The sequence below is a fragment of the Bacteroides sp. AF39-11AC genome, from assembly GCF_003474285.1.
In the GTDB taxonomy this organism is placed as follows: Bacteria; Bacteroidota; Bacteroidia; order Bacteroidales; family Bacteroidaceae; genus Bacteroides.
Genome location: NZ_QROH01000014.1, coordinates 20,715 through 44,446 on the forward strand (window position 1 = coordinate 20,715; position 23,732 = coordinate 44,446).

18 protein-coding genes and 1 pseudogene are annotated in these 23,732 nt (G+C 42.8%); 12 read left to right on the forward strand and 7 right to left on the reverse strand.

Annotated features, from left to right (window positions below; translation table 11 throughout):
• Positions 1-201 precede the first annotated feature (201 nt).
• Positions 202-2,460, forward strand: a complete 2,259-nt coding sequence (locus tag DW036_RS23770) for a sensor histidine kinase KdpD (protein ID WP_118466469.1) — start codon at positions 202-204, stop codon at positions 2,458-2,460.
• 103 nt (positions 2,461-2,563) lie between these two features.
• Positions 2,564-3,424, forward strand: a complete 861-nt coding sequence (locus DW036_RS23775) for a hypothetical protein (RefSeq protein ID WP_118466470.1) — start codon at positions 2,564-2,566, stop codon at positions 3,422-3,424.
• Between the two features lie 13 nt (positions 3,425-3,437).
• Here DW036_RS23775 and DW036_RS23780 read toward each other — a convergent pair whose 3' ends face one another.
• Positions 3,438-4,256: a DUF5694 domain-containing protein gene (locus tag DW036_RS23780; protein ID WP_118466471.1), complete on the reverse strand. Its 819-nt coding sequence runs from the start codon at positions 4,254-4,256 to the stop codon at positions 3,438-3,440.
• 195 nt (positions 4,257-4,451) lie between these two features.
• On the opposite strand from DW036_RS23780, the gene DW036_RS23785 reads away from it, so the two are divergent.
• The 6 genes from DW036_RS23785 (at position 4,452) to DW036_RS23810 (ending at position 10,645) form a co-directional block, all read left to right on the forward strand.
• Entirely contained in the window at positions 4,452-5,159 is a 708-nt protein-coding gene (locus DW036_RS23785; protein ID WP_118466472.1) for a response regulator transcription factor, read from the forward strand.
• A 244-nt stretch (positions 5,160-5,403) separates the two neighbouring features.
• Entirely contained in the window at positions 5,404-5,829 is a 426-nt protein-coding gene (locus tag DW036_RS23790; RefSeq protein WP_118466473.1) for a DUF3836 domain-containing protein, read from the forward strand.
• Between the two features lie 479 nt (positions 5,830-6,308).
• Positions 6,309-6,875, forward strand: coding sequence for a hypothetical protein (locus tag DW036_RS23795; protein ID WP_118466474.1), 567 nt, complete (start codon positions 6,309-6,311; stop codon positions 6,873-6,875).
• A 22-nt stretch (positions 6,876-6,897) separates the two neighbouring features.
• Entirely contained in the window at positions 6,898-7,995 is a 1,098-nt protein-coding gene (locus DW036_RS23800; protein WP_118466475.1) for a toxin-antitoxin system YwqK family antitoxin, read from the forward strand.
• 21 nt (positions 7,996-8,016) lie between these two features.
• On the forward strand, positions 8,017-8,991 hold the full coding sequence (locus DW036_RS23805) for a hypothetical protein (protein WP_118466476.1): 975 nt from the start codon (positions 8,017-8,019) through the stop codon (positions 8,989-8,991).
• Between the two features lie 13 nt (positions 8,992-9,004).
• Positions 9,005-10,645, forward strand: coding sequence for a tetratricopeptide repeat protein (locus tag DW036_RS23810; RefSeq protein WP_118466569.1), 1,641 nt, complete (start codon positions 9,005-9,007; stop codon positions 10,643-10,645).
• Positions 10,646-10,663: 18 nt separating this feature from the next.
• On the opposite strand, the gene DW036_RS23815 is transcribed toward DW036_RS23810, so the two are convergent.
• Positions 10,664-11,182, reverse strand: a complete 519-nt coding sequence (locus DW036_RS23815; RefSeq protein ID WP_118466477.1) for a DinB family protein — start codon at positions 11,180-11,182, stop codon at positions 10,664-10,666.
• A 62-nt stretch (positions 11,183-11,244) separates the two neighbouring features.
• On the reverse strand, positions 11,245-11,925 hold the full coding sequence (locus tag DW036_RS23820) for an RNA polymerase sigma factor (RefSeq protein WP_118466478.1): 681 nt from the start codon (positions 11,923-11,925) through the stop codon (positions 11,245-11,247).
• A gap of 441 nt (positions 11,926-12,366) precedes the next feature.
• Between DW036_RS23820 and DW036_RS23825 the strand changes: the two genes are divergently transcribed.
• Complete coding sequence (locus DW036_RS23825; protein WP_118466479.1) at positions 12,367-13,818, forward strand: TlpA disulfide reductase family protein; 1,452 nt, start codon at positions 12,367-12,369, stop codon at positions 13,816-13,818.
• Between the two features lie 68 nt (positions 13,819-13,886).
• Here DW036_RS23825 and DW036_RS23830 read toward each other — a convergent pair.
• Positions 13,887-14,429: pseudogene (locus tag DW036_RS23830) on the reverse strand (HipA domain-containing protein); the annotation flags it as partial.
• A 31-nt stretch (positions 14,430-14,460) separates the two neighbouring features.
• The gene (locus DW036_RS23835; RefSeq protein WP_118223327.1) at positions 14,461-14,679 is read right to left on the reverse strand and encodes a helix-turn-helix transcriptional regulator; all 219 of its coding nucleotides are present in this window, start codon (positions 14,677-14,679) and stop codon (positions 14,461-14,463) included.
• Between the two features lie 331 nt (positions 14,680-15,010).
• Here DW036_RS23835 and DW036_RS23840 point away from each other — a divergent pair, with 331 nt between their 5' ends.
• The 3 genes from DW036_RS23840 (at position 15,011) to DW036_RS23850 (ending at position 19,550) form a co-directional block, all read left to right on the forward strand.
• Positions 15,011-15,436, forward strand: a complete 426-nt coding sequence (locus DW036_RS23840; protein WP_118466480.1) for a DUF3836 domain-containing protein — start codon at positions 15,011-15,013, stop codon at positions 15,434-15,436.
• Positions 15,437-16,162: 726 nt separating this feature from the next.
• Entirely contained in the window at positions 16,163-17,314 is a 1,152-nt protein-coding gene (locus tag DW036_RS23845; RefSeq protein WP_118466481.1) for a hypothetical protein, read from the forward strand.
• 34 nt (positions 17,315-17,348) lie between these two features.
• Positions 17,349-19,550 (forward strand): suppressor of fused domain protein, encoded by a 2,202-nt coding sequence (locus DW036_RS23850; protein WP_118466482.1) that lies wholly within the window; start codon positions 17,349-17,351, stop codon positions 19,548-19,550.
• Between the two features lie 68 nt (positions 19,551-19,618).
• On the opposite strand, the gene DW036_RS23855 is transcribed toward DW036_RS23850, so the two are convergent.
• Complete coding sequence (locus tag DW036_RS23855) at positions 19,619-21,184, reverse strand: glycoside hydrolase (RefSeq protein ID WP_118466571.1); 1,566 nt, start codon at positions 21,182-21,184, stop codon at positions 19,619-19,621.
• 25 nt (positions 21,185-21,209) lie between these two features.
• Positions 21,210-23,642, reverse strand: coding sequence for a sugar-binding domain-containing protein (locus DW036_RS23860; protein WP_118466483.1), 2,433 nt, complete (start codon positions 23,640-23,642; stop codon positions 21,210-21,212).
• Positions 23,643-23,732 lie beyond the last annotated feature (90 nt).

A 23,732-nucleotide genomic window follows, 5' to 3' on the forward strand; every position in this document is an offset into this window, starting at 1 on the left:
AGCTTTCCTTGTATTTTTTAGAGTTGTATGTATTTTTATATTCCTCTTTTAATCAGTGAGATGCTGATTTCCGTTCGTTTCTTTTCATCGTACCTTGCCATTGGCTGGAAAGAACGCATTCTCATCGCATATAAAAAGTAGTACATTACTCCGTGATCCATAGTTATTTGCTATTTTTGCAGGCGAATATAAACGGATAAGATGAAATTACGTACTGTCATCTCTCTTTCACTTGTGAGTCTGATTGCTGTTGTGTTGATACAGTTGGGCGGAATGCTTTATGCTTTCCATGCACAGATGCAGGAAGCGGAGAAGTCACTGAACAAGTGTTTCTGGATGTCTTTCACGGAGACAGTGGATAATTTGGTGAACAACCTTCCTTATCCTGATAATTCAATTGCTGTCATAGCGTATGCCCCTAATCCTAAATACAAGCGGATTGACGGGAATGAAATGAACAAACGTACTTCCCAGCAGGTGGCACAGGCTTTACAAAGGGTATATGGAATGAAAGAAATTCCGTTGGCCACCATAGATAGCGTGTTGCACTACAAGTTGCGGAAGTTAGACATGGGTGGAGCACTGACTGTAGAGCGTATCAATGTAAACACAAATGAGGTACTGGCAAGTACCAACCCTCAGGTAAGCGTCCGTAGCTTTGCCGCTGTTACTTCCGAAACTGCCTTTACCTTTAAATCCCATGGAGAGGCTGTTCGTGCCATTCTTTCTTTCCCTGCCAAGGAGATGGAGAAAAGACTCCTGTTACTGTCATTCATTACATGGCTATTGCTGGGTACGGCTGTCTATGCCTTGATTGTACAGATGAAGTCGGTATTCCGTCAACGGCATAACTTGCAGAAACAACAGCAGGGTTTCTATACATTGGCCGAAGAAATGAAGCATCCCGTCAGTAGGATGAAGAACCTGATAACTACAGAAAGCTGGCAAGAGATAGAAGCACAAAGTAATCTACTCTTTGAGAGAACCAATGCTACGCTAACACATGCCAAAGCAGAAATCCGGCAAGGAAGTACAGTCAGGCATATTTCTCTTAAAGCAATTTCTATAGTCAGCCTGGCGGGAGTATTCCTGTTGCTGGCTGTCTGGTCGGGATATTTGTATTATACAACATCTCAAAAGATAAGGTATCAGGCGGAGGAGCAATTGGAAGAGGCTTTTTACCGTGAGACAGACTTACATCGGTATCCGCTTTTCACTAAGGCTAATCCTGATTTTAATTGGGATAGCTCACCGGGAGAATTTCTCCCTTATCCGCGGCGTATGATGAATGAACTTTATAAGGTATATCTGGAGAAAGGTTATCGCTACCGGATACAGTTGATTACCATACGGCATCTTTACAATAAGTTTGATGAAGATTTCCGCGTAAAGATGGCTTATGATATACAGGATACGATTAGTCTGCATAGCCGTGTGCCCATTCCGTTCTCCTTGCAGTTTGCCGACAGTGTTTTCAGAAAACAGCTTTTGGAAACAGGCTTTCCGGATAGGGCGGATATCCATTGGATCAGGTATCCGTCCCGAGAGTTGATACTTTATACAGGTAGTCCGACTGTTGACTTCGGGGATATTACTACCCGGTTGTTTCCGTTGGATAAGGATAGTACGAGTTGCATCTTTGCTGTGGTTCGTTCACCACAACGTACCATTATGAGCGCCACATGGTATATGCAGGTGCCGCTGCTTATTGCTTTCCTTTTCGTATCTCTCTGTGTTTTCTTTCAGATACGTATGTTGCGGGCACAGCGTCGGTTGGAACAGTTTCAGAAGGACTTTACTTACTCCATGATACATGATATGAAGTCACCGTTGCAGTCTGTCATGATGGGAGCGCATATCCTGGCAAGTGGTAAGTTGGCGGATAAGCCTGAGAAGCTGGTTCGTTACAGGCAAGTAATGGGAGATGAGTGCGAACATCTGTTGACACTTTCCAATCGCGTAGTAATGCTGACAGAGATAGATCGTGGAGAATTGGAACTACATAAAGAAGAAGTTGCCTTAAGGCCGTTGTTACGGGATATAGCAGAAAAGTATCAGTTGAAAGCAGCGAAGACGATTCATTTCGATATCGATTGTGAAGAAGGATGTAGTGTTTATGCGGATGCTTTCTGTCTGCGTGAGATATTTTCCAACTTGGTGGACAATGCCGTCAAGTACTCTAATGAAGAGGTTCTGATTATTCTTTCAGGTAAAAAGACAGAGGATGGAACCATTGTTAGAGTGCATGATAACGGTATTGGCATTCCTTTGAGCGAACAGCATAAGATATTCAATAAGTTCGAGAGGGTTGCTTCCGGCAGTCGTAAGACGGGTGCATCAGGTTTTGGGTTAGGATTGAATTATGTGTTGCAGGTGGTGAGTGCCCACGGTGGTATGGTGAAGGTAGAAAGTGTGGAAGGGAGTTACAGTGAATTTATGCTACAATTCCCCTTGCGTTAAAAAAGCCTGCTGGCAAAGATTAAATGTGCTCAACTATTTGTTATTCAGATAGGCTTTTACTATTTTTGTATACAGAGTCCGTAAAAAACAAAGGAGGTAGATTATGACACGCAGGGTTGGCATATCTTGGCTCCCAATTCGTTGGGGATTATTTTTTCTGTTCATTTCTGGTTTGCAGTTGCTTTCTGCACAGGAAGATAGTACACGCTTCACTCTTGATAGCATGTTGATAAAGCCGAAAGCTGCATTTCAGCTTCCATCCGTCAACCTGCTTCCCGAAAAGACCGTATACCCTTTGATAAATCCTATACAGTTAGGTGATTTACCTTCTTTCTCCTTGAAAGAGGAACTCCGTATACCTTATCATATAAATCCTTCCCCGCTATTCCGGGGCGATTATAGCACAGGAGGCGTATTAAGGCAATTTCCCCATGGAGCGGTATTCGGTTCCGGAAGCCAGACCAGTCTTCCAGGCATCGGGCGTTTCAATAATGCTTCGTTAGGATATCAGCATATCTTTAATGATCGGCTATCGTTGCAACTTCGTGCCAATGCCATGAAGATAAATATGTCTCACATCACCGGGCAAGCCTTCAGTACTGCGGGTAGGCTGACTTATCGTGCTTCCGACCGGGTTGCCTTCAATGTCTTCGGTTCGTATGATATCGGTAGTTCTTATGGGATGAGCACTAATAGTTATGGTGCTACGATGTCTCTTGATATGTCCGAACGTTTTGGCGTAGAGGTAGGTGCCCAGCGCTATTATGATGCCATGCGTGGAGGTTGGCAGACGGTTCCCGTTGTGATACCCTATTACCGCTTCGATAAGTTTAAGCTGGGGCTGGATGTAGGCGGAATAATGTACGAGATTCTGCGCAACGTAGTGTTTGATAAACGTGGTGGCGGTGACTTTGGTGGCGGCCCTACGATTAGACCGCCAAAATTCTCATTTCCGATAAAATAGAAGAAGTGGATATTTACTTCAGGTAATCGTTTATATTCAGTAGTTTGTATTCGGGCGAACATTCAAACAGATAGTTCAGGATGTTCATGTGCGCTGCGCCGAAAATAACCAGTATTCGTTTACCGGCGGTATCGGGAATCCGCTGGATATTCCTAAGTATTCTTAGATTCCGGTTGAACCATCTTCCGGATTCAAAATCTGTTCCGGTATAATCTCCTTTGACGGATTCATATTTGAAATGCTTGATAAGATAGTTTCCTAAATCTTTCTTGATACGTACCGGATCATTGAGATGTATCAGTTGTGCAAGTATCCCCTGCTGCTTGAATATGGGTTCATCTTCATAGTATAAAGCAGAGTCGGGAGAGTTCGAGAAGCTTTCTTCAAAAGCCAGATATTCATTGCTTTCATCATCATCCAGCAGTTTCTCTATGTGGGTAGTGTGTGCTCCCCAAGCATCTGCACAGTATATCTTGGCATTGCACATTCGGGCTATTCTGAAACCTAACTGCTGAATTTCGTTTCTGTTCAGCTCATGCTTGCCGGTAAGGTATGAGCTATAGAGAGAGTCTATCTCTGACTGTTTGTATAAAGGCCATTCAATGACGATGGCATCCGGTTTGAATTGTGCCAGTTTCTTGGATATTAACTCTATCTCTTTTTGATATTGAGGAGATAGTACATCTATCTGGTCTTCTTCGGATACTTGTTGCACATCCAGATTGGGAAATTCGAAGTGGAAGACTCCCAACGTAAGGACTTCTGCCTGCTGGGCATATCCTTTTGTGAAGAACATGCTTGCGGTAATCAGAATAAGAATGATTTTATTCATTGTAATTACTTTTAGTTTGGTGTCCAAAAGTAATGATTCTTTTTGGCATGACCATACAATCCTGATTTTTGATGTTGTAAAGGCAGGGTAGGAGCAATAAGAATGAATGATATCGCAATGTTATCTTCGGGTTAACGAATAATTTATTACTTTTGTGGCATACAACTGGAAGTTAATACAATTCATATCAAAGACATGGATACAATAAAGTTATTGTTAGTTGAGGACGATCCCAGCCTGCGTTACATCGTTCAGAGCGGATTGGAAGATATCATAGAGGGCTATGAAGTGTTGGCAGCTGCCAATGGTGAAGAAGGATTGGCAATGTGGAGGGAACACCGTCCCGATGTCATTCTCTCGGATATAGAAATGCCCGTCATGGATGGTTATGAGATGGTGAAGCGTATCCGTGAGGTGGATAAAGAGACGCCTATAATCTTTTCTTCCGGTTTGGTTTCTCCCAAAAATGTATTGAAAGGCTATGAGTTGGGAGCCAACAATTATATCAAGAAACCTTTCATTCCTGATGAACTGGATGCTCACATCCGTGCTATGCTGAAACTCGCAAACGGTGAAAAAGCTAAGGATGAAAGTGAGTGCTATAAAATAGGAAAAGAATATGTGCTCGATGCTACGCATGCCAAGCTAAAGCATTCTTCCGGTGAAATCAAAACACTGACTGTTCGCGAAGCGGGCTTATTGCAAATGCTTTGTGAAAATCGGGGGGATGTAGTACGCCGTGAAGCCATTCTTGATAAATTCTGGAATACGGAAGATGATTATTTTGCTTCCCGCAGCCTGGATGTATTTGTGACGAAGCTCCGCAAACTTATAGCCGAAGATTCGTCTATCAGCATTAAAACGGTGAAAGGTGTAGGGCTGATGCTGGAAGAAAACGTATAGTTCCTGCTATTCGATTATTATATTTATTCGGGGCACTAAACTGTGTCTCGAATATTTTTTTGTCCTTACTGTCCGTTTTCATGCGGACACTTGTCCGGAAATGAACATCACTCGAATTTGGATATTCGTTGATAATCAGTGTTTTATTGTTTTGGCACGGCAATTGACTATATATTGTCGAAGGCGGTTGACAAAGACTTCCCCTCAAAAATCAAGAAGTAATAACAATAAAAAAATAACGATTATGAAAACGAACTTAATTTCTAAAGCAGTTGTGATGGTAGCAGTAGTAATGGCAAGTGTAATGAACTTTTCTGCAAGTGCAAGTAATCCTACTCAGTATGTGAAGAATGAAGAGATGACCGGCGAGTTGATGACCGCAAAGACTATCTTTAAGAATGAAGACGGACATTTGTATCGCCACCTCCGTTACACTTACGCTTATGATATTGAAAACCGTGTAACCAGCAAGGAAGCTTCTAAATGGGACAGCTCCAAAGAGGCCTGGATTCCTTACTTCAAGATGGATATTTCCTATGCCAACAATGAAGTTGAACTTAGCTATGCCCGCTGGAATTCCAAGAGTAATGCTTACGACAACAATATCGAGAAGACTGTTTATGAAATGAATGATGATAATGTTACTTTGATGTTGGCAAGTACAAAATAAAAACATCAGTAATTAGGGAGTAAATGCCGGGGTGATGAGATATAAATTTCATTATCCTGGTTTTGTTTTAGAATACAAGTTATGGAAGAAATTGCTTTCCTTACAGATGAATTAAAGAAAATATCTGATTACTTAAAGGAGGCATTATTCAGATAAGGAAAGTAGATTTTGATAGTAGTAATTATTAAAATATAGGGACAAGAAAGAAAACGTATATCTGATGTCAGGTAATGCTATTTCTCCATTGGCTCTTTATGAAAAACTATGGATGGAATCAGTTCCTTTATGTAAATGTCCCCTTGTTTGTCTATCTCTTATATAGAGTTATTGTTTGAAAAACAGTTGTTTAGTTTATCGATTGTCCCCTTCATTTATCCCCCACGATTGTTTTATTGTTTACAGGTTACTTTTTACTTTTGTTTCCATACGGTAATCAAGAAAGATAGAACTATTATTAATCATTATAAAAAGTAATATTTATGGAAAATCAAACAAAACTCTACCCAAGCTATATGGGTGATTTCTATGCAGCAAATCCGGTGAAGTTTGAAAAAAGAAAGAACAATGTTAAGCCAAAATTATATTATGGATTGGCTGTGGTTGCTGTTATTATTGTTATTTTCCCTGGTTTTATTCCTATAGCCGGTTGGCTGGTCCGGACGGTTGGAGTGATTGCCGTATTGATATGCTTGCTTGCGGCGTATTTGAGTAATTTCGATTATTATAATAGCGAGAGTGGGGGTAAGATTACAGAGGTTGGTTTGAAGAAGTTCAAGCGCGATGAAACCGATATAAACAGAATCCTGGACGCGTTTCTCAAGAAAGACTTTGAGTATCTGGCAGAGTTGCCCGGAGCATACAGCGCACCGGTTCAGATTCATGTGGAAGAGGATAAATTAGGGCAGGAGATGTATTGCTTGCTGACTTCTTATGATTCTGATAGCAATATTATCGGTTTGACCAATGTCCTGACCTTATCAGGAAACGATTATCTTGATCATGCGGATGTAATAAGGCAGATGCTTAAAGATGCGGAAAATGACTGATTCTTATTAATTGTAGAACATAATGAAAAAGCTGATTTTACTTATTGGCCTTTTGCTTTTTGCCTTTCTGAATGTCTGTGCGCAGAAAGAGTATCAGATAGAGCAGGTGTCAGCTATAAATATGGGAGACGGCCGCATCCTGTTCCGGGATTTGAAGACTGATAAACCCTTGAATGGCGAGCATCGTATCATAGACGGCTATCATTCTGCCTATATCTTGGCTGACTTTAAAGAAGGCCTTTACAATGGTAAGTATGAAGAGCATGAGTACAACAAACTGATATGTGAGGGTGCCTATAAAGAGGGACGCAAAAACGGTGTCTTCAAGATGTACTCCGATGAGGGCAAACTGAAAGAAGAGAAGTCTTATAAAGACGGAAAATTGGACGGTGCACACAAAACCTACTATACCACCGGTAAAGTGGAACGCGAAAGGAACTACCGCATGGGAAAACAGGATGGTAAGGAATTAAGCTATGACTTTGACGGCACATTGCGCACGGATCATACGTATAAAGACGGTAAGCAGGTAGGCAAGCAATTCACTTTCATGAAAGGGACCTATGAGCTTCATGAAACCGTTTATTATAATGAGAACGGGCAGAAAGACGGGGATTATTCCTCCATATTTATCTTTGGGCTTCCTCATGTACTGGGGCATTATAAGAATGACCAGAAAGATGGGCGATGGATTACGATTGCCGAAAGTGGTGATACTCTGATGATAGAAACCTATGCTAATGGGAGGGAAGAAGGCTTGCATGTTTCGTTTGATAGGAAAACCGGTACCCGTAAGCGTGAGTTCTACATGAAAAATGATCGCAAAGACGGGCTCTATCGTGAGTACGATCCTGAGAATGGTGAACTTATTTATGAAGCCACCTATCAATACGGCCGTATCAATGGAAAAGAACGTCGCTTGATAGTTACAAACCGCTATGATTACTGGGAAATATCCACCTATATAAATGGACGGCAGAGCGGTCCGTTTGAGTCGCGCTACGTGAAGAACGACCGTATACGTGAAGTGGGTGAATGCCGGAATGGGCGGCGTGTCGGGCGATGGAAGCTCTATGATATCGACAGTAAACTGGAAAAAGAGTGGGAGGAAACCAAGTAGTCACTTCGCTTTTCCGTATTTATGAGTAGAAAGAAATTTAGACCAAAGCAGAAACCGGTTAACGGTGAAGATGCCTCCCGACAGCAGACGAAGCGGAGAATAGCATTATGGAAAATCCTGGTGCCTGTCTTTGTCTTTCTTTTCCTGTTGCATTGCAGAATGTGGTATATAGAAGAGGAAATGCTGATGCATACTGCATTTTCTTCCGGCAGCTATTTAGGATTGAACCGGAAAATCGTTATTCTCCTTATGGCAATAACGATGTGTAGCTGCATGGTTTATATCTATAAGAAAAGCACTGGGAAGTGGTATCATTGGAGAAACTTCGTCTATGCTTTTATGTGTGAAGGTGCTGTAGTAGGATTATGTACCAATGTGCTGGTTGTCTTTCTGTTCTGGCTGAACAGTTGCTTTACTTCCGGAGTGCAGACCCGTGAGTATATAATTGTCAGTATTGTTCCACACGACAGGACGCGTAAGAGTTATAATCCCCGTTCTGGTGCATGGTTGCTCAATACATTTTCTTATGGGGAGATATTTATGCAAGGTGACCGTTACACCCGCATCTACTTGCCCATTGACCAGGCCTACCGGCTCAGCGGTGAGCGAGGCATCTATCTCAAAATAGAGTTGGAAGACGGCTGGCTGGGTTGGGGCGTAATACGGAAAATAAACTTGGTGACTGCAACAAAAGTATCGGAAGGAATAGAAGTTCGTTCTCTTGGAGATGAACAGATGCAGGTGCCCGACTCTTGCTTGCACGAAAAAAGTGAAAAAGCTTTTAAGTATACATGGAGGGATATTTATATCTTTGCCAAACTGAGGAATATTAATTTATCGGATACCACCCACGTCAGTGTAAATCAGTATATAGACGGACAAAAGGATATTCCGGTGTGGGAGATTGACATACGCGATTCCATTCAGCCGGATATGGCCAGAGTGATACTGCTTCACGGAGAGACTGGAGAAGTGTTGATGGATTCGTACGAATAACACGATAATGAAGATGAGATTGAAGAGTTTGATAGGAATGATTCTATGGGGCAGTATGCTGGTCTCCTGCGGTCCTGACAATCGCGTAGCCTTGGCGGAGAAGCTGATGGCGGAAAAGGAAACAGACAGTGCCATAGCAGTGATGAACAGAATAAAGGAGCCATTACAGAAACTTTCGAAGCGTGACTATGCCCTTTATGCCTTACTGATGTCCGAGGCTGTCCACAGGAAACAACAGTTGAATGCAGCTACAGATACCCTGCTGCTACCGGCAATTAAATATTTCAGCCAATCGGGCGATTCTCTTTATGCCGAACGGGCCCTTTACTGCAAAGCACATCTGGACAGACGGCTTAACCGGATGAGCGATGCCATGCAATCTTTTCTGAAAGCTCTGCTTTTCCTGCAAAATAGTGATAATCATGAGCAGCTCTACCGGGTGAATACCTGGTTGGGAGTTGTTTGCTTGAATCAGGAAGAATATTCCGGTAAGGTACGTTATTCCAAAGAAGCCTTGAAGGCGGCTTGGGATTTGGGAAATATGTTCTATAAGAATATGGCCTTGTGCGATATTTCTACCGGATATTTGTTTCTGAACCAATTGGATAGCGCCCTTTACTATGCTCAGGCGGCCTATGAGGCGGCTTTAGCCGATTCTGTTCCTCGGCAACTTCCTTTCATCTATACAAATCTGGGTAGTATCTATTCTCAGCAAGGAGAACCTGCCAAGGCACTGGATTATATAAATAAATCAATAGCTCTTCGTCCGACTAAAGATACTGCAAGAATTCTTTCGCTCTATGGAGTAAAGTTGGAGTTGTTTGGAAAACTGGGACAATATGATTCGGCATATCACTATTTTCAGAAAGTTATCTCCAGTCCGGAGCCTTCTTCGGTGGCCGACGCCTATAATAATATGGCGAAAATATATCATAAAATGGGCCGTGCTTCAGATGCCTATCCTATGCTACAACGCTTTATTGAATTATCCGATACCATACGAAAGTATCGTCATACTGAGGAAGCCATTGCATTGCAAGAGCTTTACAAACATGAACAGCTTTCGGTAGAAAACCTGTATTGGCGCACCCGGGCTGCGGAAAGGCAGCGTAATGTGTATTGGATGACCACAATCTCTTTGCTGTTGGTTTGGGTGGCAAGTGCGGTATATTTCATCTATCGCCGTAACCGTAATCGCCTGATGGCGCAGCAACATCAGCTCGTGCAACAGGAAAAGGAACTGAAGAAACAACGTAAGGCCACTTCCGAGAGTCTTCGCCGCATGGTGGAAATGGAACAAAAAGAAGCAAGGCTGAAGGAAACTTTTTTCAGGAGATTAAGCCAGAAGGTGGTACAAGAATTAGAGAAGGGCGGCAATGTCATCCTTTCAGATGAAGACTGGGATGACATTGTGCAGAATGCTGATATTATCTTCGACAACTTTACGAAACGCTTGCAGCAGACTTACCCAAGTCTCAATAAAGACGACTTGCGTTACTGCTGCATGGTGAAAATGCAATTGTCTCAGTCGAGTATGGCACAAGTGATGCATCTGGAGCGGGATTCCGTGAAGAAACGCCTGAAACGTATCCGTATGGAAAAGATGGGGGCGGATAGTGGTGTTACGTTGGAAGAACTGCTATACAATTTTTAATTGTGCCGATGTACCCAATTACATCCACTTGACAGGGTGCCCTAATGCCCGTTTTATCGCTTCCATTTCGGCGCTGTGCCACATCTCGTGTTTGAAGCACCAGGACAGTGCCTCATACTTATTATTGGCAACCGGATGTTTGAAAGGAATAGGTTCTAAGTTCTCCGATAAGATACGGTCGTCCAGCAGGGATAAGTTGCGGATGCAAATCTCGTGAACGGCATCTAATTGCTTTTTTAGCTCTGCTGTGGGAATTAAATTCTCCTCAACGGAGCGATGTAATGTCCCCATCCCATTGAAAATCTTTACGTAATCAATAAGCGGAATGAGTTTGTAAACCTCTTCATTTCTTCCTGTAATGCAGGTTATGGCATGGAAGTTCTGGCTGATAATCAGGTGTCCGATCTGCCATGCAAAGTTAGAATCGGTGTTCTCAGGGATGGTGTACCATAGACTTTCCGGGAGTTCGGATACCAGACGGTTTACAAAATCGCGTGATTCGATGACCTGTTCTTTTAGAAAATCAATCTTGCTCATAATTCATTTGTTTTTAAGTTATACATAGTAGTTAGTGAGCAAGTCTTTCGTTCTGTGACAACTCAGGGCATTATTTTTTCCCAGTAACTCTTTCTTGGAAGTTCTTTCTCAAATCTCTGATAAATATCGACGAGGCGGATAATCTTCTTTACGGCTGTATATTCTTTTTCTAAATTGAGTGAGGTGACATGCTTACATATCCGGCATTTGCAAGTCCCCTGTGGGTTATATAGCGGACAGGTGCCATCCATGAAGTGGGTAATCTTGTTGATGGAGCGGGAAGAAATCTGTCTGATATTGTCTTCCGTCATACCCATGATTTCGCTGATCTGTTTGTGGGAAAGGTTAAGGTTTATCTTGAATATGAATATCAGTCGGGCATCATTGGTTAAACAATGGAGTTGGGCTGTCAGGCACCAGTCACAGCATTTTTTTATCCATTCGTGTTCGTCTCTGTCCTGTTCGGCTGGATCAATTGCGGGAAGATCACGGAACTCTTTCAATTCGTTCATGGTGGCGATTCTTTCATTCCGGGCATAGCGCAGTATGGTACGTTTGCATATTGTGTATATCCATGTAGATAACTCAGACTGGCCATTGAAAGAGCCGATACTCCTGATAATTTCGTACCAGACTTCCTGGGCGGCTTCTTTTGCTACTTCCTTGTTTTGTATCATGCGGTGCGATATCGAAGATATCATGGCGCCATATTGTTCTGCAATTTCCTTTAAGTTCGTTTGCATATTGTATATATTGGTTACGTTGAGGCTGTAAATGTAACTAAATATTAAGAGCTGAACTAAAAAGCAGCGTATGGTTATTACCTGTTGGCGAAAGAAATTTCTTTCTTTTCGGTTATGAGTTAAATGATAAATAATCTTTTAGACGCGGATGACACGGATGACGCGGATCTTTTTTTTATCCACTTTTATAGCGCAGCCTTTTAAATCCGCGTTATCCGAGTCATCCGCGTCTAAAAAATAATATACCGAATGGCGCTAATCACTTATCACCAAACACTAATCACTAATCACTTTTATTCCTTTCCATACCATTATGAATTAGTTCCGGCAACGGGTGGTTATTGTGATGTTATAGAGTCTGAATAGATTTATTACCCTAAGGATAAAAAATATATCTTTGTGGATGAACGGTTAATTGTTGGACGCTAATAAAAGATACGTATGAAACATCTATGCTTATTGTTTGCTTTTCTGTCTATCCTCAGCTGCAGAGCTCAGGAAGATCATGAGGATTTGGCAAAAGAGGTGATAATCTCGGGCCGTGTATTGAATAGGGAGGTTTATCCAAAGGAAAAGGAGGTAAAGCTTGTGCTTCCTTGTCTGCCTTATCTGGAAACAATATATACTTCCCCTATAGCAGATGACGGTACCTTCAGTTTTCGTTTTAGTCCTTATGCTTCAACGCGCGAGGTTGTTCTTCGCAATTATGCGGAACACTTGTATGTACACCCGGGTGATAGTCTGCATGTTGAAATTGATTTCAGTGATTTACTGAATCCCCGTATTACCGGAACTTCCGGTACACTGAATCGGTATATGGCTCTTTTTACCACAGGTGGATATTATAGGGGGCCTTATTTGAGTGGTGATAATGCTACTTTTGAAGAATTTGAAAAAGAATTGAAAGAAGAGTATGCCAGTCGTCAGGAGCGTCGTGCTGACTTTCTGAAGGAGCATTCTCCCGGTGCGGAAGTTGAGAAATATACGGCAGACTTACTGTCGATAGATTATTATTATTCGGTTTTTAGCTATGCCATGTCCCAAGCGGCAAATGGTAAGGATGTCAGTTGGTATAAAGCACTATTAACAAAACTTGATCCTCTCTTTTCGGAACAGACTGTTTATGCCAGTCAGTTTTCTCTGGCTGACAGAGTTCAAAGGTTCCTCTATTTTGACCATATCAGGAGAGAAAAGCGTGATTTTGAGTTCAAGGATATTGTTGAGGTTTGTAGGAATCGTGCCATCTTGCCGTATTCATCCCTCTTTCCCGTAGCTCAATCTTTATATGATAACGATACGACTTATTTAGCTGATAACAGAGTTCAGTTAGACTCTATTGTAAAAGCTCCTTATCTGAGGCAACCTCTGCTTGCACTCTATCAGGATAAGGCCAGTTATCTGAAATCTCCTGAAAAAGTATCCCATTATATGCTCTATGGCAATAATGCCGATGGGGCAATTGCACGGAAAGAAATGCCGTTTATGATACCTGTATACAACCTTTTGGAGAAGTATGCCGGTAAGGTGATTTATGTTGATTTCTGGGGAGTTATTTGTCCACCTTGCCTGGCAGAAATGGAGCCTTTAAAGGAATTACGGAAGCGTTATTCGCCCGATGATGTTGTAATGGTAAGTATCTGTGGAAGTAGAGATCGGAAGGCATATCAAAAGGTTCTGGAACGTTTCTCTTTGGAGGGGAAGAACATTGAATGCATCTATTCGGAAGATTGGGCGACTGCTGATGATTATCATCGTATCATGCGTCACTGGGATATGAACAGCATACCTCAATTCCTTTTGATTAATCGTGATGGGATCATTGTGGATTACGGCAGTGGATTGAGACCCAGTTATCCGAAGACGGTGGCAAAGATTGATGCTCTCTTAAAATAAAGGGAGAATCGGGTAGGGATAATATATCTGGCTGATATTGTAGTGTGAGGGAAGTTATTGGGCTTCCCTCACACTATAATGGATAATTTATCGTTTATAAGACTTATATATTGTTTTTGCATATCATCCGGTAGGAAAGAGCCTTTTATAAAGTCCGACCAATTTTGTTGGGCTTTTATAAATTTTTTAAAGATATTCTCTATGATTTTCTCTTCGACACCTGAAGAAGTGATGGTCGTGATGAAGTCTTTTTTCCTTATTTTGCTTTTCTTTCCGTTCAGCGTCAGTGCCAGTTCTTCGGTATCTTCAGGCATAACTAATGCTGTTGAAAGCATGTCATAAGCAGGAGTTAATGTATGATACCCTTTGTTTGGACTATACAAGGAAAAGTTCTTCAGATGCATGTCTGCATTTCCTGTAATCCACGAAAATACTGTTTGCTCTCAAAAGTTTATGAGATCTAATTTGGGAGTAGAAGAATATTGTTGTATAAGTTTCGCTATCTGCTCATAAGAGCCTTTATACTTGTATTCTGTTAATCGTTCGGCTAATTGACACATGTCTTCCATAGGGAGTTTTTTCCCGTCTTCACGTCTGTCAATGTTCCGGCTTTATAATCGTGCAAATGGACTGATGCTCGCTTCATAATTCTGTATTTTTAGGCATTGGAACGGCACCTACTTCCATTCCAAAAAGATTCAATACTTGATTTACCTTATCCAATCTTAAAGTCTGCTTACCTTGCTCTAATTCGCGGATAAAGCGGAGGCCTACGCCGGACTTTTCTGATAGATCAACTTGTGTAAGTTCATACTGCTTACGCATCTCTTTTACGTATTTTGCTAAAGTCATATATTCCATATTATACCCGTTTGGGTACAAATGTAATAATTATCTTCTTATTTATACCATATCGGGTATAAATAGTTTGTCTCTATATCTTGCTTATACCCCCTAAGGTATAAAATAGGTATTCATCATTCATTTGTATTTGCTTTTTTATAACTTCCATTCCATTGTCCGCTTTTATGCGGACACTTGTCCGGAAATGAACATCGCCTAAAATTGAATATTCGTTGATAATCAGTGTTTTATTGTTTTGGCACGCCAATTGACTATATATTGTCGAAGGCGGTTGACAAAGACTTCCTCTCAAAAATCAAGAAGTAATAACAATAAAAAAATAACGATTATGAAAACAAATTTAATTTCTAAAGCAGTGGTAATGGTAGCAGTAGTAATGGCAAGTGTAATGAACTTCTCTGCAAGTGCAAGCAATCCTACTCAGTACGTAAAGAACGAAGAGATGACCGGCGAGTTGATGACCGCAAAGACTATCTTTAAGAACGAAGACGGTCATTTGTTCCGCCACCTCCGTTATACTTATACTTATGATAACGAAAACCGTGTAACCAGCAAGGAAGCTTCTAAATGGGACAGTTCAAAAGAGGCCTGGGTTCCTTATTTCAAGATGAATGTTTCCTATACAAACAATGAAGTTGAACTTAGTTATGCCCGTTGGAACTCAAAGAGCAACGCTTATGATAGCAATATTGAAAAGACTGTTTACGAACTGAACGATGCCAATGCTGCCTTGATGCTGGCAAGTACAAAATAAAGTTAGCGGGGCAGGAATTTCGGTGAAATTTTATCTGTTTTCTTTAATATAGAACATCCGGATTTTTAATCAATGTCAGAAAGATTGCAAAATATTGAAATAAGTGTCGCTAAAATGCTTTTTTTACTGACAAGCGCATCCTCGTAAAAGCAGAAAATAGAGAATTTACTTCTGAATTAATGCATACAAATACGTTATTTCTGTATTCTATGTACAACTTATACGCTTTTTATACATTGAATCACTATTCCCAACACGTAGGATCTATACATCCGGCATACAGTATCTATAGATGCAACACATCCGATATATAGATTGGACACAAGCGATCTATATATCGGACACAAGCCATCTGTATATCCGGCAGAAAGAGGCTGTTTTAGGTACTTTTAGGTGATACTTTCGCTTTTTTAGAGTTGTTGGTATTTTTATATCGGCTTATCAATCTGCTGACTATGGATTTTCACTTGTGAATTTACGTTTTCCCTTCCTTCCGTACACAAAGAAAGCATTCTGAATATGCAAAAAAAACAAAATGTCAAAAGGGAGGGTAGTTTATTTAAAAGAAACGCTTTTTCGCCTCTGTAAGTGCTCTGAGAGCATTTGTAGAGGTGAATTTATTTTTTTATTTCTGATTGTTATGTGAATGTTTTTGCTATTTAACTCTTATCATTATCTTTGGGGATGAGTGAGATTATGAATTGGTAACTTAAATGGCAATAAATAATGGATAAGACATTAAAAGAGAAAATTGATGCTTGGGCAGATGCTGACGAGCATACTAAGATTCCTTTCCGTAAACGTGTACAGAACTTCTGGAAATGGTTTACTGATAACGAAAAGAAGCTGTCGCAGATCGTTGAGAACCGTGGGAAGTCGGATAGTGAAAATGCGGTGGAGTTTATCACGGCCGGAACAGATCTGATAAACGAAGAGGTACACTTCAATCTGGGTGGGGACTATGAATTTACTTTCTCTGTTGAAGGTCATTCCTCCCTGTTCTATCTTTATCCCTATGTTGTGTCGCAGTTGCCTGAGCAATTCAAGGACAAATGGCACTTCTTCCCTTTCAACCAAGGTACTGATTCGAGTTTCTCATTTGGCATGTATGGCGTAAATGTGGCTATGGATCAGGTGCAGGTAGCTGTTACTTATCAGGAAGATATCAATGCTTTCAGTATCCGTTTTTATGAAAAAGACCTGTGTTCGCTGGAAGAAGCTCAAAGTTACAATGCCTATTATCTCATGATGGAAATAATGCTGGGTGAGGGATTGTCGTACCAGTATATTGCCGATGTGGAACGTGCCGATGCTCCGCTTGAAGACGCAATATCTCTTCCTGCATTGAGGACATATATCGTAGATACTCTGAAAGCTCACGATAAGGAAGTGTTTGATAATCCGCAGCAAGTCTATACAAGCTATCGTTTTGAGCCGCAGGAGAACGAAGAACTACGTTTTGATGTGGTGGCAGGCAGTTCATGTTTCCAACCCTTGGTAGCTAATTATTATAACGGTTCTACTGAGTTGTTCGATCAACTGAACCGGTTCGGTGCACAGGCTGTATTCATTGCTTTCCCGTTCGAGAACGAAAAGGAAGGAGATGCAAAGAAAGCCCTGGATTTCCGCTACGGACTGGAAGACCGCCTTTCAGAAGAACTGCTTTCTCCGGAAGGCCTGGGACTTTTATTAGGCGGTGCCGTTGGTACTGGTACGTGTTACATCGACCTTTTGCTATTCGATAAGCCGGCATTTATGGAAAAGATAATTCCTTTCCTGAAGGATTATCCTCAATATCGCTTCTATCTCTCTGATTTCCGTCAGGATTGCGACTTGTACAGGCTGTTTGAAACGGAGGATGACGAATCAGAAGATTAAATAATAAATCGTTAATAATAAAGATATTACTATTATGAGCATAGGTTTCAGATTAACAACAAAGTGCAAAAATATCTCTTCCTTTCAGGAATCTCTGGATGCGGTTGCAGCCCGGAACAATATATCTGCCAGCCATACAGAAGACTATTCTGAGTTATCTCTTTGTCGTTTGGGAAATATATTCTTTAATTATGAACCGGAAGGGGATGAAATAACCATTGCAGGCGATTGTCAGACTAATCTGCTGGGAGCGGGTTTTCACAAATACGCTACGGAAATTGCCTGTGAACTGATACGGCAAAGCGAACTTTCTTTCGAGGTGGAGGATGATACGGAGTACTACGAGCACAGAGACTTTGAGCGGATGCGTTCCGAGCATTTCTATCCATGGTTGAAGGCTATTATGAAGCTTTGTTGCGAACGTATGGAGCAGGGATCTGATATGTCTGCCATCTGTTGGGACTACGATAAGTACATACCTCAAGGTGTGAAAGGAACAGTTGTTTCACCTTTCGGACGTATTAACCCCCATCATTTCATGAAGCGAATAGAAAACGAAGGCATTGAAACACTGGCAAACGAGTTCTTCATGTGGAATAATGAAGAACGTGATGCCCAGTTCTATCGAAATATTGCCTTGAGTGCCTTGTGGGAAGATTGCTATTTCGTGCCTTCCGCCCGCAGTGATGCAGATGAGGAAATCAATGCCTTTATTATCGAGAATCTTGAGAAAGCTGTCGAGATGGATGGTTCTCTTCCTTTCCCGAAAAAAGATTACCTGCTGCTTTGCCGTTTAGCGGAGCAAGAACCGGTAGATGTTTCTTTCTTGCCGGACTATGTACATGAATTTCCGATAGGTTACCGTAAAGGGAAAGTAACGTATAAAATGGGGAATCTCAGTTTTGTTCTTCCGGGCCATTACCTTTATTTTGAGGAAGAAGATTCCCGTGGTTATTATGATGGAGTAGATGAAAACTGGCATCTGGTGCGTATATCGGCTTATTCCGTCCTTGCTGATGAGGTGAACTATCTGGAAGATAATGAGAGTGTACTGGTTGAGGAGAAATTCTTCAATAATGGTAAATGCAGGCTTTACGACTTGGGTGGCGAAGAGGATGGAAGCGACAGTGAATACATGTGCCAATGCCAGATTATCACCGAACATCAATTTACCCTTTTCACAATCTTGTGTGGAGGAAAAGAAGAAGCTATGGCTTTCTCTACAGACTTTGTCGAACATCTGACTGCAAGCAAGGAAGACAAGTATGACAAACTGCTTGAGCAGATAGAGCAATGGCATACGGACGATGAGGAGCAGAAGATAGTGGACGCCATTCTGGCAATTCCCGAAGAAGAGTGGAATGCAGAGTTAACAGGTCTTCTGGCACGCGCTTATAATAATCAGGAAGAGTATCTCAAGGCCATTGATTGCCTTCTTACTGTAGAAGAAGAAGATAAAGACGCACTTTGGTTCTATCGTCTGGGGTATGCTTATTATTATATGAATCAGTTGGAAAAGGCACAGAAGGCTTTTGAACGTTCTCTGGAGTTGGACCCGGATGATGACGATGTGAAGGAATTCATTGATTTGTGTAAAGGCGGAGAATCGCCCTACAATCCTGAAATGTATGAGGCCGAAGAGATGGATGCCCTTGAAGCTCATATCGACAAGTATTTCGGTAAATCGAAGAATGTCTTCCATGAAATAGCCTCACCCGATATTCACGTGGATATCTATATTATCGAACCGACGCGCAAGAGGAATTACTATACATTGATTACCGGCGGTATGGGTGCTCATCGGATGAATGTGCCCCAGGAACTGGCGGAGTATAAATTGGAGCGTGCGGAGCTGGTGATATACCTTCCTGCCGATTGGAATGTGTATGACCATTCGGAAAAGAATTACTGGCCGTTGCGTTGGTTGAAGATACTTGCCCGCCTGCCGATAGGAGAAGACTCTTGGCTGGGCTGGGGGCATACAGTGCCGAATGGTGAACCGTTTGCCGAAAACACCCGCTTCTCCGGTGTGATGCTGATTAATCCTGAGACTGTGAAGAAAGGTGCGGATGTCTGCCGGTTACCTAATGGTGAAGAGGTGAACTTCTATCAGGTAATTCCGCTGTATGAAGAGGAAATGAATTTCAAGGTTGCCCATAATGCGGAAGCACTGTTAGAGAAAATGGATAAAGTAAGCCCGGTAGTAGATATTCATCGAGCGAGTGTTTGCGAGTAAGTTACGAGCTACGAGCTACAAGTGGCTGCGCTGTCACGCCGAAAGGTACTTGTAGCTTGTAGCTTCTCTCAATTTTCAGAAACGAAAGTAGTGACAGAACGTGCAGGGATAACTGCCGGTTGTCTCTTGTTCAGTTTTTTAATGGGTAACAAGTCTTCACCCGGTATATCGGATGTACGGTAACCTTGCCATGACTTGACTTTCGGATCATTCACACGGAACGTGCACTCTTGCTCCTGATCAGCATAGTTGATGATTACCATTACCCATTGGCCGTTTGTGTTTCTATAGGCGGAACACATAAGGCCTTTCTGGTCTGTATCTCCTTCAGGAACAATCTGTCCGGACTTATCAGTTGCCGTAATAGCCATGCGTACAGCGCCTGGGCGGATGAAACGGCTGTAGTTTCCTAAGATCCACATCAATTTAGAGTCTTCTACTCTTCCATCCTGCAAATCCGGATTCGTGTATTCACGTATCAATCCGTCTTTGTAGTCACCGCCTATGGCTCGCCACCATTGCCAACTACGCGCCCCTGCATAAACAATATCATGATGAATGATACGTGCTACGTAAAGTGCTGTCTTCATGGTACGGTCGAATCCGCCGCCACCGCCAATTTCTTCATCATTTCCCATGATGCAGGTTTCCGTTTGCCAGAAGTCGACCTTGTATTTATCTAATGTATCACGCAACTGGCGACGGTAATCTCTCAGGCTATTGAGCGGTGTATTTGTCCAGTAACTATGTCCTGCGATGAGGCGCGATACGTTCGGGGTATTTCCCAGATAAGTATCCACACTGTCCGGTGAGAAGAAAGACTGTATTTCGTATCCGCGCTCGTGATTAGTCATGTGGGTAGAGAACATACAACGGTAGTCCGATGATTCGCAAATGGTGATTTCCGTATCGATGTCTTCTTTCACAAACTCTTTACTGATGAGGCGTACGGCACGTGCTATCTCTTTTTTGGTGGCTGGGGTACCTTCCTGTTTCGGACCTATCCAGTTCCAGTGACCGTCCGGTTCATTGAAAGGCGAAAGGTAATCGAACTTGATGCCATCCTTCTCCTCCACTCCTTTTATCACATTTGCCAGGAAGCGGGCGAAGTCTTCATAATGTTCATCTTTCAGGTTAAGTGTACCGTTGCGTCCGGTATTGGTAGCAAGTCCGTTTTGGGTGAAGTAGACCGGGGGAGAGTTCAGAAATGCCAGGAATTTATTGACTCCCCGTTCTTTTGCCAATCGCAGGAAATTGCGCTGGCCTTGCTGCTTGTTCCAGTTATAACTTCCATCCGGCTGCAAGAAACATTCGGTGCGCATCCAGGGAGAACCTATCTGGCTCGCTTCACCCTGTTCGGTACTTCCTGCACCTACGTTGAAGCGCCACAGGGAAAGCCCGATTCCCATGGGCTTTCCATCAGCATCATTTTCTGTACTGAATAACCAGTCTGCCACCTGGTTTTGCTTCTCCTGGGGCCATTTGCCTATGATGTGCATGCTCCAGGCATCCGAAGCACTGAAATGCTCCATGACTTGCAGTGGCTGTTCCTGAACAATCTGATAGTTTATATTTGCTTGTGGCGAACACGAAGTAGTTATTGCTAAAGCGAGTAATAATACTTTGTATCTCATCATTTTCTGTTTTATATATTAGAGGTTATTCAACATTCAAAAGAACTTCTGTTCCTTGCAAGAGCGGTGAAGTGAACTTTACACGAACCTGACCTTTTTCACCGGTCGTCTGTATGTAAGTAAGCAAACGGCCGTGGAAAGCACGGTGGTGATTGTCGGTATAGTCGCTCATATCCCTGTTATCGGAACCTTCGAGCCCTAACAGGCGTGCCGGACCTTCGATAGTGCAAGTGATATCATTGTCTCCAAGCTTCACGATTGTGCCATTTTCGTCAACGATTTCTACAATAAGATGCGCTGTGGCACGGTCGCAGGAAAGAGTAGTGCGGTCTGCACTGACCCGAAGGGCATAAGGACGACCGGAAGATTGAATCGAATAGCTTGAAACAATATTTCCGTTGGTATCGCAACCTTCAACTTTCAGTTCGCCTGCCTGATAGGGAATATCCCAGTAGATGATACCACTCTTTTCGTCATAGGGCTTCATGTTGCCTACTACTTTCCCGTTGAGCAACAGACGCGCTTGCGGTGCATTGGTATAGCAAACTACGCGTATCTCCTGACCGGAATCATAGTTCCAGATGTCCCATGCATCGGGTGACAGGAAAGTACGTTGGGAGTTCTTGAATCTGGCTTGTATGGGATAGGTACCGATATAAGTAACCGGCTTCTCACTCCACAGTGAAGCACGGAAATGTCCGCGAGGCTTGGGGAAGCTACCGAAATCGAGTAATCCGGTGTAGAGCCCTCGGGAAGGCCATGCTCCCGATTCACCAAGATAATCCGTACCTGTCCAGATGAATTGTCCAAAGATAAATTCTTTGTTCTTCACCGCATACCAGGCATCAAGGCCGGAACCGTTTTCACTGCCGTAGATGACACGTTTAGGGTAAATGGCATGATCTTCATCGTAGCGGTTTTCTGTATAGTTATATCCCACTACGTCAACAGCATCGGGATATTCTGTTTCATTGGACATCACGACACCTGCCAGAGCTCCTGTTACAGGACGAGAAGTATCGACAGCACGTACGCGGGCTGCCAGGCGTTTGGCTATCACTCCGATACGCATGGCATCGGGTGCATCGGGCTTATAGCCGCCAAACATAGGTTGGTTGATTTGTGCTCCATCGAGAATAGGATGGGAATAGGGATCATTCGGATAATCTACTTCATTGCCGATACTCCACAGGAAGATGGAGGGATGATTGCGGTCACGGCGTACCATATCGGTGACATCCTGCTCTATCCATTCTTCAAAGAAGTCAAAAGAGCCATCAAAGCCCGGTTCACCTTTATTCCACCCTTTGATCCATTTACGTTTTGGGAATTCCCATTCATCAGAAGCTTCATCCATGACAAGCAGACCTAATTGGTCGCACAGGTCGTATACGACGGGAGCTTGCGGATTATGGCTCATACGGATGGCGTTCACACCTATTTCTTTGAGATTATTCAGGCGGCGTTCCCATACTTCAGGCGGCACTACGGCGCCAAGTACACCGGCATCGTGGTGCAGACATACACCTTTGACTTTCATCCAATTGCCGTTAAGTGCGAATCCTTTATTAGGGTCAAAGTCCAGTGTGCGGAGTCCTACTTTGGTTTCACAACCGTCAATACGCTTTCCATTACTGAGTAATTCAGCTTTCAGTGTGTAGAGGTAGGGATCATTCAGGTTCCAGCGGTGAGGCTTAGTTACTTTCAGTGTGAGGGTTTCTTTGGTGATACCTTCTTTCCTGTCGGAAACGCGAGTACGGCGTTGTGCTACTTGCTTGCCCGCAGCATCGTATAGTGTGGCCGAGAGTTCCAGTTTCTCACGGGTAGCTATATGTTTTTGTACTTCCATATCAACGGCTATGGTGGCCTGTCGGTCAGTCAGAGAAGTAGCATACCAGCCTGTGCCCCATTGTGCAAGATGTATTTCGGGGGCAGCAATAAGCCATACGTCACGATATATACCCGATCCTGTATACCAACGGGAATCAGCATAACGGCTATGGTCTACACGTACGCTCAATACATTGTCACCTTCTTTCAAATACGGGGTCATATCGTAAAGGAATGAGATGTAACCATTGGGGCGCTTACCAAGCAGGTGGCCGTTCAGATAAACTTCGCTACGGTTGTATACTCCTTCGAAGTAGATGTAATGGCGTGCGGCATTGTCGGTGATGTTGAAATGCTTGCGATACCAGCCTATTCCACCCGGCAGGTAGCCCGTACAGCTGGCCAGTGAGGGCGACAGTTGTCCTTCAATGGACCAGTCGTGCGGCAGTGTAAGTTTGCGCCATTGAGTGTCGTCGAAAGTGGGATTTACGATGGTTGAGTCGTCAGTCAGCCGGAAGAGCCATCCGTCGTTGAACTTAGAGGCGTTACCGAATGAGACTTGCGCCCGAGCCGGGCAGGCTACCAGAAAGGCTGCCACGAGAACAGCCAGTGTAAGAGCATTTTTCATGGGGTTATGATTAATTTAGATTCATTGTTGCAAATATAAGCGATATCGACCTCTCATGCCTAGCATAAATCATTCAGCTTAGGGGTATAA